This is a genomic window from uncultured Fretibacterium sp., assembly GCF_938030725.1.
In the GTDB taxonomy this organism is placed as follows: domain Bacteria; phylum Synergistota; class Synergistia; order Synergistales; family Aminobacteriaceae; genus Fretibacterium.
Genome location: NZ_CALHIQ010000091.1, coordinates 1 through 15,384, shown reverse-complemented (window position 1 = coordinate 15,384; position 15,384 = coordinate 1). Strand labels below are relative to the sequence as shown.

Here is a 15,384-nt window from a genome sequence, read left to right as displayed (position 1 = left end):
ATAAACTGCCTCCGTTTGGGTGTGTTGAAGGCGGTTGTTGCCCTGCACGAGCGGCCTTTCGCCCCTGTTCTTACCCAATTTAAAGAATGAACTGAACTAGACCTCCATAATAATAGCATAGTATTGAGGGGCTGAATCCTCTCATCATCGACCAAAAATCCACAGGTGCAAAAGCCTTATCGAGGATTAAGTTCTTCATTATGTATGGGGCAGCTGCTTTTGATCTGCACCCGCGCAGAAAACGTGTGAAGCCTGTCTTCGTCACATCCTCAAAGCTTTGCCTGTGGTTTGAGGCCTGATGTTTATCGGCGTCGGATGGTTGTGCTTCAAGGACACTCGTTGTTTGTACGTTATATAATAAGGTGCGCACCAATATCGGGGAAGGGGGGAAGTGAGGGGAGCGGGGAGCGGATCGTTTTGAAGGCGTGCCGCTTTTCCGTGAGGATTCTGCGCTCTCCCGCTCACGTCGTGTCCTTATGTATCTGATAACAAGCCACCTCAACACGGACTTTGATTCGCTGGCCAGCATGATCGCCATCCAGAAGCTGTATCCCGACGCCGTGATCTGTCCGCCCGGCGCGATCGGCCGCAAGGTGAAGGACTTCCTGAACCACTACGGGCATCAGTGGAACCTGCTGAAGCCCAAGAAGGTCCCGCAGGACCAGGTGACGCTCATGGTCGTGGTGGACACGCGGGCGCGGAGCCGCATCGGGCCCTTCGCGGCCCTTGCGGGGCGTCAGGACGTCACCGTCCACTTGTACGACCACCATCCGCCGACGATGGACGACATCCCGGCAGAGAAGATGTGCTATGCCCCGATCGGGGCCACGGTAACGATGATCGTGGAACAGCTCGTCAAGGAGCGCAAGAGCATCTCGCCGGAGGAGGCGACGCTCTTTGCCCTGGGCATCTACGATGACACGGGCGCGTTGACCTACGAGTCCACGACGGAGCGCGACATCCTGGTCGTCGGCCGCCTGCGCGAGATGGGGGCCGACCTGTCCCGCACCCTGTCCCGCGCGGAGGTCTCCATGTCCGCGGCCGACCTTCGCCTGCTGGATACGCTGGCCGAGAACGCCAGGGAGAGCTACATCAACGGGGCCAAGGTGCTGCTGACCTGGGCCAGGACGGAGGAGTACGTGGACGGGCTTTCGCTCTTCGTGCACCGCCTGCGCGACTATTACGACTCTCAGGTCACCGTCTGCGTGGTGTGCAACGGGGGAAAAAAGGACAACGTCATCGTCAGGAGCTCGCCCGACGTCCTGAACGTCAAGGACTTCCTCACGCCCTACGGCGGGAGCGGTCACCTTCAGGCGGGCTCTGCGACGGTGCTGGACCGCGACCCCCAGGAGCTCCTGGCGGAGATCGAGTCGAAGCTCCCTGCGCACATCCCGCAGCTGGTGGACGTGGGGAGCGTCATGACCTCTCCGGTGCTCGCCGTGTCTCCGGACGCCCGCGTCGACGAAGCCTACCGAACGATGTTGCGCTTCGGGCATCAGGCGCTGCCCGTGGCGAGCGCGGACGGTGAGGTGCTGGGCATCATGACCCGCAAGGACCTGGACAAGGCCCACATGCACGGCTTGGACCGCGCACAGATTCGAGACTTCATGACGGAGGGCGTCATCGGCATCACCTCAAAGGCGTCGCTGGATGAGGCGCACCGCCTCATGGCGACCTATAGCTTCGAGCGACTGCCCGTCATGGATGGGGGCAAGCTCATCGGCATCCTGACGAGGGCGGACCTCCTTCGCGCGCTCTATCGCTCCTTCCAGCCGGTGGCGGACCGCAGCGCGGGAAGCGGCTTCATGTGGATGGAGAGCGTGTCCGGGCTGATGGAGGCCTCCTTCAGCCCAACGGTGCTGAACCTCCTGCGCCGCATCGGCGCGAGGGCGGAGTCCCTGGGAATGAGGGCGTATCTGGTCGGCGGGACGGTTCGCGACATCCTGCTGGGCGTCCCGAACGTCGATATCGACGTGTCCGTCGAGGGCGACGCGGAGAAGCTCGTGACCTCCTGGGACGAACCGGGGTGTCGCGGCACGGTGCACGGCCGCTACAATACGGGGACGATCGCCTTTCCGGACGGGGAAAAGGTAGACGTTGCCACGGCGCGGCGCGAGTTCTACGAGTACGCCGCGGCCCAGCCGACGGTGTCGAGCGACTCCCTGAAGCAGGACCTGGCCCGACGCGACTTCACGGTCAACGCGATGTCCATCTCCCTGAGCGAAGCCGACTGGGGTACGCTGGCGGACTACTTCGGCGGGAGGGCGGACCTGAAGGACGGCATCCTGAAGATCCTCCACAACCTGAGCTTCGTCGAGGACCCCTCGCGCATCCTGCGGGGCATCCGGCTGGAGCAACGGCTGGGCATGAGCTTTGAGGACAACACGATGCGCCTTCTGAGGAGTGCCCTGAAGGGCGGCCTCCTGGAGTGCCTTTCGACGCCCCGCATCCGCGCGGAGCTTGAGATCGACGCCAACGAGCCGCGCTTCAGAAAGATCGCGCTTCGGATGCAGGAGCTTGGCGTCTGGACGGCGCTCTTCCCCGGAATCAGGCTGGGGGAGACCCTTGAACGCAGGCTCCGCGTCATGGAGCACCTCCTGTCCTGGGCGCATCGCCTGGGCGTTGACTTTAAGGGGATGGGATGGCTTGTGGGAATGGCCGTCGTGCTGACGGAAACGCCGCCCAACGTCCGCTTTTCCGTGATGGACCGCATGAGCCTTACCCCGGCCGAGCGCCGCGAACTGACGCAGTGCTTTGAGGTCTGGCCGCAGGTGGAGCGCTTCTGCACGCTGAAGAAGACGCCCAAGAATTCGGAGGTCTACCTCTTCTTCAAGGATTACGGCACTGTGCCGTTGGTCTATTGGATGACCTGCATGAGGTTCGCGAGGTCCCGCCGGCTCGTGGTGCAGCACCTCCTGTCCTGGGTCCCACTGCGGGGGGAGCTGACGGGGAACGACCTGAAGGCGATGGGCCTGAAGGGACCGGAGATAGGGAAAGCGCTTCAGAATATCCGCCTGGCTCGCATGGACGGGCTCATCTCAACGCGAGATGGCGAAGCCGGCTTCGTGGCGAGCGTCGTCGCCGAAGGGCGCGGACGAGAGGACGCGGAATAGGCCTTCGACGTTTCCGTCGTTCTGCAGAGGCTTATTCCCCGAAGCCATATATATTGAACGGAGGTGCCGCTAGCGGCAGCGGTGGCTTTTGCTACTATCTTATAGCGTTGGGAAGTGAATTCGTTTGAGGTTGCTGGACGATCCCGTTAGCCTTTTGTTGTCGATTCCCGCCCTCCTGTGGGCGCTCTCCTTTCACGAGTTCTGTCACGGCTTTGCGGCCAAGATGGTGGGGGACCCCACGGCCGAGCGGCAAGGCAGGCTCTCTCTGAACCCACTGGCCCATTTCGACCTCGTGGGCACGTTGATGCTCTTGTTCGTGGGCTTTGGCTGGGCCAAGCCGGTGCCCGTCAATACGCGCTATTTTCGCCATCCGCGGCGGGACATCGTCATCGTCTCGCTGGCGGGCGTGGCGGGCAACCTGCTTACGGTGATCCTCACGGTGCTCTTTCTGCGCTTCTTCGGCAGGGCCTGGTTCGGCCTTGCCGGAGAGCCCGGGTTCGCCGTCCTGTGGCACATGATCCGAATCAACCTGGGTTTGGCGGCCTTCAACCTCATTCCGATCCCTCCCCTCGACGGCTCCAGGGTGATCGAGGCCTTCCTGCCCTACAAGTACCTGTACCACTACCGCTGGCTGGAACAGTATGGGATGTTCATCCTGCTCGTCCTGGTGGCGTCGGGACTCATCAATCTCCTCTTCGACCCGATCTTCAGCGTCCTGTGGCGCTTGACCATGTGGCCCATCGGATCGTGACTTAGGCTTGGTTCAAACGGCCAATGGGCTGGGGGCGGGGCCTGCGGTGAATCGCTTTGCGGACCCCGCTTCCCGTCCTCTATTGGGCGTGCCTGCTCTGGTTAAATGCGTGAGTAAGGCGGCTTCGGTCCTCCCGTCGGACAATTTTAGGATCATCCTTGACAGGTGTGACGCTATGCTATAGGGTATGAGCATTGCATCAACTTGATGACATCTTCAAAGAGTGGAGGCGTTTCAAAATGAGGTCGAAATTCGTGTTGTTGAGCGTGCTTTTCTGTTCCGTATTCGTTTGGAATATTGAGGCAACGGCGGAGGTCCCCTTTCACATCGGGATCATGACGGGTACCGTATCTCAGTCGGAGGACGAGCTGCGGGGGGCCGAGCTCTTGATTCAGAAGTATGGAAACGCGGCTGAGGGCGGGATGATCACCCACATCACGTACCCGGATCACTTCATGTCGGAGATGGAAACGACCATAGGACAACTGCTGGGGTTGGCGGACGACCCTCAGATGAAGGTCATCGTGGCCAACACGGCGGTGCCTGGGACGGCCGAGGCCTTCCGCCGCATACGCGAAAAACGTCCGGACATCCTCCTCTTCGCGGGATCGGTGCAGGAGGACCCTGAGGTCATCACGACTGCGGCGGACCTGTCCCTCACCAAGGACAACATCAGCCGCGGCTACACGATCCCGCTCGGCGCAAAGAAGATGGGGGCGAAGACCTTCGTCCACATCTCCTTCCCCCGGCACATGAGCTACGAGCTACTGGGGCGCCGCCGCGCCATTATGGAGGCGGCCTGTAAGGACCTTGGCCTTCAGTTCGTCTTTGAAACGGCCCCGGACCCGACGAGCGACGTGGGGGTGGCTGGCGCGCAGCAGTTCATCCTGGAGAATGTGCCCACATGGCTGGAAAAGTACGGCAAGGACACGGCGTTCTTCTGCACGAACGACGCGCACACGGAGCCGCTGCTCAAGCGCATCGCTGAGCTGGGCGGGTATTTTGTGGAGGCGGACAGCCCCTCGCCGCTGATGGGGTACCCCGGAGCCCTGGGCGTGGACCTGGCGCAGGAGAAGGGCGACTGGCCGGCGATCCTGAAGAAGGTCGAAGAAGCCGTTGTGAAGGCTGGTGGAGGGGAACGCATGGGGACCTGGGTGTATTCCTACGGCTACACCACCAGCGCGGCGATGGCGGAGTTCGGCAAGCGCATCGTTGAGGGCAAGGCCAAACTGGACAGCATGAAGGACCTCATCGCCTGCTACGACGACCTCACCCCTGGGGCCAAATGGAACGCCAGCTACTACACGGACGCCGGGACGGGAGTGAGCAACAAAAAGATGGTGCTGGTGCGCCAGGACACCTACGTCTTCGGCAAGGGATATCTGGGAGTGGCGGACGTCGAGGTCCCGGAGAAGTACTTTCAGATCAGCAGGTGACGTTTCGTTGGGGCAGGCGCTCACGTCGCCTCCTGCGGATTGGGGCGCGCCCCTTTTCCTTGCGTTTCTAATAGAAAGCATGTATACTATTCAATACTTCGATAAGTTTTTTACTTGAGGAGTGGGTTCGTGCCCGCTCCTCGTTTCTTGTCAGAGTATCGCTAGGGGAGGAAGGAGCGTGCTGCCGTTGGGTGAGGGGGAAAAGAACGAGGAAAAGAGCCTGATGTCCTCCGTGGCGGAGGTCGTCGAGCGGCTGGGGTATGAATGCGTCCACGTCGGGGTGAAGGCGGACTCCGTCCGTTTGAGGCTGCAGGTCCTGATCGACTCCATGGGGGGGATCAACGTCCAGGATTGCGAGACGGTGTCCCGCGCCGTGAACCGCCTTCTCGACGAGAGGGACTTCACGGAGCTCAGCGGACGGTACTACCTTGAGGTCAGCTCCCCCGGCCTGGAGCGCCCCCTCTTCACGCCCGAACAGTACGGGCGGTTTCGGGGGAAAGAGGCTCGAATCAGGCTGAGCAACCCTGTGGAAGGACGGAAGACGCTGACGGGCTCCATCGTGGAGGCGACGGAGGAGCGCGTCGTCGTCTTCGTGGAGGAGGAGGAACGGGAGGTCGCGGTCCCGTTTCAGTGGATCAAAAGCGGCAATCTGGTCTATCGTGGACTGGAGCAGGAGGCGCCGCGGGGGAAGCGGAAGGGCGCGAAGCCGCCTGTCGAACATCGTGGGAGGGAGCTTTAATGCAGCTGGGGCGCGATTTTGTACAAGCGCTGAATCAAATTGCCGAAGAGCGAAACCTGGCGCCGGAGCTGATCGTTTCGAGCCTGGAGGCGGCCTTGATCTCGGCCTACAAGAAGTATCAGAGCGGCGACCAGAGGGTGGAGGTCCACGTCAACACCGAGACGGGCGACATCCTGATTGAGGAGCTGCGTACCGTCGTGGAGGAGCTTGAGTCGCCGGATACGGAGATCACGCTGGGGGATGCGAAGCGACTGGGCTTTGCGGATGCGTCCGTCGGGGACGAGCTGCACCTGGAGAAGGACCCCGGCCATTTCGGGCGCATCGCTGCGCAGACGGCGCGGCAGGTGATCATCCAGCGGCTGAAGGACGCCGAGCGGCAGGTCATCTACAGCGAGTTCTCCGACAAGGTCGGCGAGATGATGACGGGCACGATCGTCAAGGCCGAGAACGACCAGGTGCTGGCCCGCATCGGCGAGCGCACCGAGGCGATCCTTCCGCGCAAGGAGCGCATTCCGGGGGAGGAGTACGTCCCCGGCCAGACGATGAAGTTCTACGTGCTGGACGTCCGCCAGATGACGCGGGGGCCGAAGATCGTGATTTCCCGAACGCATCCGGGGCTCCTGCGCAAGCTGATGGAGCTTGAGATCCCGGAGGTCAGGGACGGGGTCATCGAGATCCGCAACATCGTTCGTGAGGGCGGCGGGCGCGCCAAGGTTTCGCTCTCCACGATGGATCAGAACGTGGACCCCGTGGGGGCCTGCGTCGGAGCCGGTGGCGCGCGCATCAAGGCCATCAGCCAGGAGCTGATGGGGGAGAAGGTGGACATCATCGTCTGGAGCAGCGACCCCCTGGCCTACATCCGCAACGCTCTCTCTCCGGCCCAGGTCGTGAAAGTGGAGCCGGTCCTGGATCAGGAGCACGCGGCCAAGGCCTACGTGGAGCCGGAGCAGCTGTCGCTCGCCATCGGGAAGGCGGGGCAGAACGTGAGGCTGGCCGCCCGCCTGACCGGGTGGAAGATCGACATCAACGCCCTGCAGGCGGAGCGCATGCCGACGCTGCAGGACATCTTCCACGAGGTCGCGGAGGCGGACTAGTGACCGCGACTCGACAGAGGCCGCGCACGTGCGTCGCCTGCCGCACGGAGGCGCCGAAGAGGGCACTGGTCCGCATCGCCCGCACGCCGGACGGCAGGGCGGTGCTGGACGTCACGGGCAAGCTGCCGGGACGGGGAGCCTACCTGTGCCTCAACCTGGAGTGCCTGAGGAGGGCCAGGAGGACGGGGGCCCTTTCCCGCGCCCTGAAGGCGGCGCTGTCGGACGAATGTTGGGCGGACCTGGAGCGCTGCATCGCCTCCTATGCGTCGGAGCGCGGTCCGGAGGAACGCATGAAGGAGCTTCGCTCGCTTTTGGGGCTTTCCCGCCGCGCGGGGCAGATACTGGTGGGGAGAGATGACGTCCATGCCCACGCCGGGCGCCCCCTCCTGCTCTTGACGGCGCAGGATGCGTCGGGATCGGTGAGATCGTTCGCGGAAGGACTCGCGGCCTCGTCCATGGAGCGGGGCGGCGGTCATGAGCATCGGGTGCTGCCCTTGGGCGGGGAGAGGCTTTCAACGGCTCTGGGAGCCGGGAACGTGCAGATTATAGCCCTGCCGGCCCGAAGCGGGCTGGCGGACAAGATCAGGGCTTTGCTTGGAGAAGGGGGAGACGCCCTTGAACAACAAGATACGGGTTTACGAACTGGCGAAGAAGCTGAACAGGAGCAATAAGGAACTGATGGCGGTTTTGGAACAGCTTGGAATTCAGATCAAGACGCATATGAGCTCCATCACCAACGAGGAGGCTCAGATGGTGGAGTCCCTTCTGGCCGAGGCGGAGAAGAAGAAAAAGCCGTCGCCGGGTGCCGGGAAGGCAACGGCAGATGGGAAATCCGCACCACAGGCGAAAACGGAGGAGGCGAAAAAGACGGCTCCCAAGGAGAAGCCGGCGGCGCCCAAGGTGGATGCCAAGGGGTCCGAGGAGGCTCCGGAGAAGGGACGGCGCGTTGAGATTCACGCCGGGGACGCGATCAAGTCGGCGGCGCAGGCCATGGGCGTATCGAGCGCCGACGCGGTGAAGGCGCTGATGGATTCGGGGATGATGCTCTCCGCCATGACGGCCGTCAACGACGCGGTTTTGGCGGTCTTCTCGAAAAAGTTCGGCGTGCAGTTCGAGGTGCTCCCCGCCGTGAAGAAGGCCGAGGCGGTCTTTCACGAGAAGAAGGCGGGGAAGGGCGCCAAAAAGCACGGCGCGGCGGACGCTGCGGCCCGGAAGCCAGGGGTCCTGACGGCCCGCCCCCCCATCGTGACCGTGATGGGGCACGTCGATCACGGCAAGACGACGCTTCTCGACTCCATTCGCCATTCAAACGTCACGGCGCAGGAGGCGGGCGGCATCACGCAGCACATCGGCGCTTACGTTGTCACGCACGAGGGCAGGCCCATCGTCTTTCTGGACACGCCGGGGCACGAGGCCTTCACGGCCATGCGCGCGCGGGGCGCGAACGTGACGGATATCGTCATCCTGGTCATTGGGGCGGACGACGGGGTCATGCCCCAGACGAAGGAGGCCATCAACCACATCAAGGCGGCCCACGTGCCGCTGGTGGTCGCCATCAACAAGGTGGATAAGCCGACGGCCAACCCGGATCGGGTACGTCAGCAGCTCACGGAGCAGGAGGTCTTCCTCGAAGGCTGGGGCGGCGAGGTTGGGGCCGTCGAGGTTTCGGCCAAGACGGGGAAGGGCATCCCGGAGCTGCTGGAGCGCGTCCTGCTGGAGGCGGAGATGCAGGAGCTCAAGGGGGACGCCGGCGCATCGCCTGAGGGCGTCGTGATCGAGGCGGAGCTGGACAAGGGGAAGGGCCCCGTCGCTACGGTCATCGTCCAGAAGGGGACGCTGCAGTTGGGAGATATCGTCCTGTTCGGCACGGCCTGGGGCAAGATACGCGCGCTCTTCGACTGGGCGGGGAAGCCCACCAAGAAGGTCGGGCCCAGTATGCCGGCGGAGATACTTGGCCTTGACGAGGTCCCGCAGCCCGGTGAAACCTTCACCGTCGTGGGAAGCGAGCGCGAAGCGCGCGCGATGATGGCCGAGGCCCGCGCCCGGGAGCGGGACGAGGGGACGACGACGGCCAGGCGTACCTCCCTGGACGACCTCTACTCGCAGCTTAAGGAGGGAGAGCTTCCGCAGCTCAACCTCGTGGTCAAGTGCGACGTACAGGGCTCGCTGGAGGCCCTCTGCGCCTCTCTGGAGAAGCTGGCCACGAACGAGGTGGGCGTTTCCATCATCCATCGAGGAGTGGGGCGCATCGCCGAGTCCGACGTCATGCTGGCCTCCACCTCGAACGCCGTCATCGTGGGCTTCAACGTCCGTCCCGACGCCAACGCAAAGCGCGCGGCGGAGGTGGATGGGGTTGAGATCCGCACCTACAGCGTCATCTACGACGCCATCGATGACGTGAAGGCGGCCATGTCCGGCCTCCTGAAGCCCGTCCTCCGCGAGGAGTCCCTGGGCGAGGTGGAGATTCGGGAAACGTTCAAGGTGCCGAAGGCGGGCAAGATCGCCGGCTGCCACGTCATGCAGGGCCTCATTCGCCGCACGGCGCGGGTCCGACTTGTCCGGGACGGTGTCGTCTTGTGGGACGGAAGGATCGCCACGCTGCGCCACTTCAAGGACGAGGCGAGGGAGGTCAAGGCGGGTATGGACTGCGGCGTGGCCCTTGAGGGGTATCAGGACTTCCTGGTGGGCGACCTGCTGGAGGTCTACGACGTCGTCGAGGAGAAGCGCAGCCTCTAAGGCGCGTTCGGATTTTAGATTGAGCCCGCGGGAGGAGGAACGGGTTTGGGTACTTTTCGTATGGCAAGGATCAACAAGCAGCTTCAACGGGAGATATCCCTCCTTCTTGAGAGCCGGATCAAGAAGGAGACGGTGAAGGATGCGATCATCACCGGCGTGGACTGCAGCCGGGACCTCGACGTCGCAAAGGTCTTTTTCACCGCCCTGACCCCGGAGCGGAGGGGGGAACTCCGCGAGGAGTTGGCGAGCGTCCGGGGCGCGCTTCGGACGCTCCTCGGACAGGTGCTGAAGCTGCGCCGAATCCCCTCCCTCGACTTCGTCCCCGATGAGAGCGCGGACTACGGCGAGCGCATCGACGGCATCCTGAATCGCCTGGGTATGGATTCCGCTCGCGCCGATGCCCAGGAGCCTGATGTGACGGAAGAAGGGGCGGGTGAGTCCAATGATTGAAGGCCCCTCCTTGGAGGAAATACGCCGGGTGTCCGACCTCCTGACGGAGGCCCCTTCCTGGACGCTCTTTACCCACCAGAAAGCGGACGGCGACGCCCTGGGCTTCCTCACTGCGCTCTTTGGCGCGGGGATGCTCCAGGGGAAGCGCATCCGCTGGATGGGGCTTGACAAGACCGTCACCCCCGCCTATCGCTTCCTCGACCACACGGAGAACTATGCGCTGTGCCCCGTCCCCTTCAGCTTCAGCGACCCGGAGGAGCTCTACGTCTTTCTGGACTGCGCCAACGTGGAGCGGAGCGTCAAGGACTTCACGGCACCGGCCCCCGGAGTGCGGGTGCTCAACATCGACCACCACGAGGACAACACCCTGTTCGGCACGACGAATTGTGTCGATCCCGGAAGCTCCTCAACGTCCGAGCTGGTGTTCCGCATCCTGAGGGCGGGAGGGTGGCCGTTGTCGCGGGGCATCGCCCAGAGCCTTTACGTCGGGATATGGACGGACAGCGGCGGGTTCACCTTCTCCAACACGTCCCCTGAAACGCACCGGCTGGTGGCGGAGCTCATCGAACTCGGCGTGGAGCCGGACGTCGTTGACGACGAGATCAACCAGACGCGCACGCCGGCGGGGGTCGCCCTGTGGGGGCGTGCCTTTTCTCACGTCCGGGTGTTTGGCCCGGAGAACGTCTTCGCCCTGGGATGGCTGGGGCCTGAGGACTTCAAGGCGGTTGGCGCCGAGGCGTCGGACACGGAGGGGCTCCCCGGCAGCCTGATGAAGATCCACGGGGTCCGCCTGGCCGTGTTCCTGACGGAGCTGAGCCCGGCACAGATCAAGGCGAGCTTTCGATCCCGTGGTGGGATATTTCCCGCGGCGGAGGTCGCCCGCTCCTTTGGAGGCGGCGGCCATCCCCGCGCGGCCGGGGCGACGTTGACCGGCGACCTTGCGGGCTACCTTGAAACGATCCCGAAGCTTTTGGAAGATCGCTATGCTGAGTGGGATTCTGCTGATTGACAAGCCCCTGGGGATGCGGAGCGCGACCTGCGTGGGGCGCCTGCGTGGCCTCCTCGGGAAGGGGACGCGCGTGGGGCACGCGGGGACGCTGGACTCCACGGCGTCGGGGCTCCTCGTCCTTCTGGTCGGCGTGGCCACCCGCGCCTCGGACTACGTCATGATGCTGCCCAAGCTCTATCGTGCCCGGGTGCGCCTGGGCACGGCTACGGATACCTGCGACTACTCAGGCGGAGTCCTTTATCAGGGCGACGCGAGCCGTGTGTCGGCCGGGGACGTTGACCGGGTCCTCCTCTCCTTCCTCGGATGGCGCATGCAGCGTCCGCCCGAGATCTCCGCGCTGAAGCTGGGGGGGCGCCCCTCCCACAGGCTGGCGCGCGCGGGGCTGGACGTCCCCCTCCAGCCCAGGGCCGTCTTTGTCCGGTCCATTCGTCGGACGTCGACCCTTGAGGAAGGGTGCTTCGACGTGGAGGTCCTCTGCGGCAAGGGGACCTACGTCCGGAGCATCGCGCGGGATATCGGGGAGCGGCTGGGCTGTGGAGCCTGCATCGAGTCTTTGAGGCGCCTGTCCACGGGAGGCTTCCACGTGGACGCGGCCCTGTCGCCGGACCGCGCGGAGGTCCTGCTGCGCGAGGGGCGCCTGAAGCTTCAGCCCCTGAGCACCGTGTCCCGCCTGTTTCATCGCGTCGAGCTGTCCGGGGCTGCTGAGGCGACGCTGCTGCATGGCCTTCCCGTCCCGCTGGCCGAGGCGGGCCGCTACGTCCCAGGACCGGTCCCGCCGGACCAGGCGTTCTGCGCCGAGGGGCGAGGGCTCCTGAGCTTCGTGGACCGGCGGGACGAGGGCGACGGGACGATGCTGCGGCCCCGCGCGAACGTCCTGCTTCAGGACGGAGCGGAACACCCCGGTGCCGCGCGGGGCCCGATCCTCGCCATCGGGGCCTTCGACGGGTTTCACCGGGGGCACGCGCGGCTTTTGGAACGGGCGCGGGACCTTGCGACGCTCCTGAACGAGGATTGGGGCGCCGTGACCTTTGAGCCTCACCCAGGGGTCTTTCTGGGGAAGCTCGACGCAACGCTCTTCACCCTCCGCGAACGGGAGCTGGTCCGTCGCGTCCTGCGGGTCCCCCGCCTCCTTGTCCTGAACTTCGACGAGGAGGTCCAGGACCTTTCGCCCGACGCCTTCTGGCGCCGGCTGCGGAAGACGTTTCCCGTGGGCGGGGTGGTGGTGGGGCGCAACTTCCGCTTTGGCCGCGGGCAGGAGGGCACGGCGGAAGCGTTGCTCTCCCTCTGTCGGGACGATGGGCTTCCCGCGGAGGCCGTGGAGCTCCTGACCTGCGACGGGCTTCGCCTCTCCAGCACGGAGGTACGCCGCGCCGTCATGGAGGGGGATGCGGCGCTGGCCGAGAAGGTCCTGGGCTTCCCCTGGTTCTTCTGGGGGACGGTGGTCCACGGCGACCGGCGCGGGCACGAGTTGGGGTTTCCGACGGCGAACGTCGACCTCTCAAAGGCGCTGACCCGTCCTGGCGCGGGCGTCTACGTTGCCCTTATCCCCATCGACGGACGCTGGCACTGCGGGGCGCTCTCGGTGGGCGAGAACCCCACCTTTGGGGACGTTCCGGAGATGAGGGCGGAGGTTTTTGTCCTCGACTTCGAAGGTGACCTCTACGGGAGGGAGCTGCCCGTATTTCTGATCCGGCGGCTGCGCCCCATGGTCCGCTTCCCCAACGCGCAGGCGCTGGCGGCGCAGATCGCGCAGGACGTCGAGCGCTGCCGCGAGGCGGGGCGCGAGGAGCTCGCCGGGCACGCTTCGCTCTATGCCGCCTTCGCCGAATCCCTGGCGGCCATGGAGGCGGAGGGCGCCTTTGAGCCGAGGACCTGGAGGCTTGCCGAATGTTGATCGATTCCCATTGTCACCCGAACTCCGACGAGCTGCGGAAGGACGCTGAGGCGCTGATGGAGCGGGCCGCCTCCGCGGGCGTGGGGCGGATGCTGATCGTGGGCTGCGACCTGGAGGACAGCCGTGAGGCGGTCCGGATGGCCCATCGATTTGAAGGCTACGGGGCCTGGGCTGCCGTCGGAATCCACCCTCATGAGGCCTCCCGCTACGCGGAGGCCCTTCCGGAGGAGCTGCTGCAGATGGCGGAGGACTGCCGCACTCTGGCCCTTGGGGAGATGGGGCTGGACTACCACTACGACCTTTCGCCCCGAAAGGTGCAGCGAGAGGTCTTTCAGCGGCAGCTCGCCTGGGCCGAAGGGGTGGGGATGCCCGTGGTCCTGCACGTCCGCGAGGCCATGGAGGACGCCCTGGCGATCCTCGGAGATTTTCGGGGCCTCAAACTGCTCTTTCACTGTTACGACGGCGGGCTGAAGTTCCTTGACGAGGTGCTGAGCCTGGGGGCGCTCTGCGCCCTGGGCGGCGCCGTGACGTGGAAGAGGAGCGTGGAGCTTCGCGAGGTGGCGCGCCTCATCCCGGCCGATCGCCTCCTTGCGGAAACGGACTGCCCTTGGATGGCGCCCGTCCCCTTTCGGGGGCGGCTCAACGAGCCGGCCTACGTGCGCTACGTCTACGAGGCGTTGGCGGAGGTGCGGGGCGTGCCGCTGGAGGAGCTCTCGGGCCAGATTGCGCGCAACGCGGACGGGTTCTTCGGCTGGGGGAGGGAAGCGCATGTTTGAGTTCAAGGTCCTTGCCGTCTGCCCGCAGACCGGCGCCAGGGCGGGGGAGTTGACCACGCCCCACGGCGTGATCCGGACGCCGGTCTTCATGCCGGTGGGCACTCAGGCTACGGTGAAGGCCATGGCGCCCTGGGAGCTGGAGGAGATCGGTGCCCAGATCGTCCTTGGGAACACCTACCACCTCTACCTCAGGCCCGGCGCGGAGCTGGTGGCGGAAGCAGGCGGGCTGCATCGCTTCATGAGCTGGGACCACCCCATCCTGACGGACAGCGGCGGATTTCAGGTCTTTTCTCTGGCGGACCTCAACAGGGTGACGGATGAGGCGGTGGTGTGCCGGTCGCACCTGGACGGCTCAAAGCACGTGATGTCGCCTGAGTGGTCCATGCGCGTCCAGGAGCTTTTGGGCAGCGACGTCGCCATGTGCTTCGACCAGTGCGGTCCCTTCCCCGCGGACCACGCTCAGGCCGAGACCGCTCTCGCCCGCACCACGCTCTGGGCCCGCCGGTCGCAGGAGGCACACAGTCGGGAGGATCAGGCGCTCTTCGGCATCGTGCAGGGGTCCGTCTACGATGACCTTCGGCTCCGCAGCGCGGAGGAGATCGTGGAGCTGGGCTTCCCTGGCTTTGGCATCGGAGGGCTGTCCGTCGGTGAGCCCCATGAGGTGATGTACCACGTTCTGGACCTGCTGAACGGCGTCATGCCGCGGGATAAACCCCGCTACCTCATGGGGGTGGGCTACCCCTCCAACGTCGTCGAGGGCATCGCCCGCGGGGTGGACATGTTCGACTGTGTCCTTCCCACGCGGAACGGGCGCAACGGGACGCTCTTTACGTCCTTTGGACGTGTTAATATTAAGGGGAAGCAGTACGAGCACGATTTCGGTCCGGTCGATCCGGAGTGCGGCTGCCGCCTCTGCCGCGGTTTTTCTCGCGCGTATCTGAGGCACCTTTATCACTGCGGCGAAATTCTGGCGGCCCGTCTGTGTACGCTGCACAACTTGAGCTTCACGCTGAACCTCGCTGCCAGGGCCAGGGAGGCCATCCTCAACGGGACCTTTCCGGCGTTTCGCGCCGAGTTCAACGCGAAGTTTGTGGACGGACCGGCAAGGGACGCCGGAGGGGAGCGCTGACTGCGGGATGAAGACGCTGAGGATTGAGGTGGACCCCTGGAACCCCAGCGGGGAGTTGATGGCCCGCGCGGCGGACGTGCTGAGGGAGGGAGGCCTGGTGGCCTTTCCGACGGAGACGGTCTATGGGCTTGGGGCGAACGCGCTGAACCCGGAGGCGGTGAAGGGGATTTATCGGGCCAAGGGGCGTCCCTCGGACAATCCTCTGATCCTCCACCTCTCTCGCGTGGAGCAGGCGGAGCCTCTCGTCCACGTAGACG

General features: G+C 64.7%; 13 protein-coding genes. All 13 read left to right on the top strand.

Features of this window, described 5'->3' with window-relative positions; translation table 11 throughout:
* Positions 1–476 precede the first annotated feature (476 nt).
* A complete protein-coding gene (locus Q0629_RS05685) occupies positions 477–3,113 on the top strand; it encodes a CBS domain-containing protein (protein ID WP_298780032.1) in 2,637 nt (878 codons plus the stop codon).
* A gap of 124 nt (positions 3,114–3,237) precedes the next feature.
* The gene (locus Q0629_RS05680) at positions 3,238–3,864 is read left to right on the top strand and encodes a site-2 protease family protein (protein ID WP_298780030.1); all 627 of its coding nucleotides are present in this window, start codon (positions 3,238–3,240) and stop codon (positions 3,862–3,864) included.
* Between the two features lie 239 nt (positions 3,865–4,103).
* A complete protein-coding gene (locus tag Q0629_RS05675) occupies positions 4,104–5,300 on the top strand; it encodes a DUF3798 domain-containing protein (RefSeq protein WP_298780027.1) in 1,197 nt (398 codons plus the stop codon).
* 178 nt (positions 5,301–5,478) lie between these two features.
* Entirely contained in the window at positions 5,479–6,039 is a 561-nt protein-coding gene (gene rimP / locus Q0629_RS05670; protein WP_298780025.1) for a ribosome maturation factor RimP, read from the top strand.
* On the top strand, positions 6,039–7,133 hold the full coding sequence (gene nusA / locus Q0629_RS05665; RefSeq protein WP_298780022.1) for a transcription termination factor NusA: 1,095 nt from the start codon (positions 6,039–6,041) through the stop codon (positions 7,131–7,133). The genes rimP and nusA overlap by 1 nt, the downstream gene beginning before the upstream one ends.
* The gene (locus tag Q0629_RS05660; RefSeq protein ID WP_298780020.1) at positions 7,133–7,804 is read left to right on the top strand and encodes a DUF448 domain-containing protein; all 672 of its coding nucleotides are present in this window, start codon (positions 7,133–7,135) and stop codon (positions 7,802–7,804) included. The genes nusA and Q0629_RS05660 overlap by 1 nt, the downstream gene beginning before the upstream one ends.
* On the top strand, positions 7,749–9,869 hold the full coding sequence (gene infB / locus Q0629_RS05655) for a translation initiation factor IF-2 (protein ID WP_366123125.1): 2,121 nt from the start codon (positions 7,749–7,751) through the stop codon (positions 9,867–9,869). Before Q0629_RS05660 ends, infB begins: the two co-directional genes overlap by 56 nt.
* A gap of 45 nt (positions 9,870–9,914) precedes the next feature.
* Positions 9,915–10,319: a 30S ribosome-binding factor RbfA gene (gene rbfA, locus Q0629_RS05650; RefSeq protein ID WP_298780017.1), complete on the top strand. Its 405-nt coding sequence runs from the start codon at positions 9,915–9,917 to the stop codon at positions 10,317–10,319.
* A gap of 10 nt (positions 10,320–10,329) precedes the next feature.
* Positions 10,330–11,328, top strand: coding sequence for a DHH family phosphoesterase (locus Q0629_RS05645; protein WP_298780014.1), 999 nt, complete (start codon positions 10,330–10,332; stop codon positions 11,326–11,328).
* On the top strand, positions 11,303–13,222 hold the full coding sequence (gene ribF / locus Q0629_RS05640) for a riboflavin biosynthesis protein RibF (protein ID WP_298780011.1): 1,920 nt from the start codon (positions 11,303–11,305) through the stop codon (positions 13,220–13,222). The genes Q0629_RS05645 and ribF overlap by 26 nt, the downstream gene beginning before the upstream one ends.
* A complete protein-coding gene (locus Q0629_RS05635; protein WP_298780009.1) occupies positions 13,216–13,998 on the top strand; it encodes a TatD family hydrolase in 783 nt (260 codons plus the stop codon). Before ribF ends, Q0629_RS05635 begins: the two co-directional genes overlap by 7 nt.
* A complete protein-coding gene (gene tgt, locus Q0629_RS05630) occupies positions 13,991–15,127 on the top strand; it encodes a tRNA guanosine(34) transglycosylase Tgt (RefSeq protein ID WP_298780006.1) in 1,137 nt (378 codons plus the stop codon). Before Q0629_RS05635 ends, tgt begins: the two co-directional genes overlap by 8 nt.
* A gap of 7 nt (positions 15,128–15,134) precedes the next feature.
* Positions 15,135–15,384: Sua5/YciO/YrdC/YwlC family protein (locus Q0629_RS05625; protein ID WP_298780003.1), on the top strand; the 250-nt coding region annotated here is incomplete at its 3' end.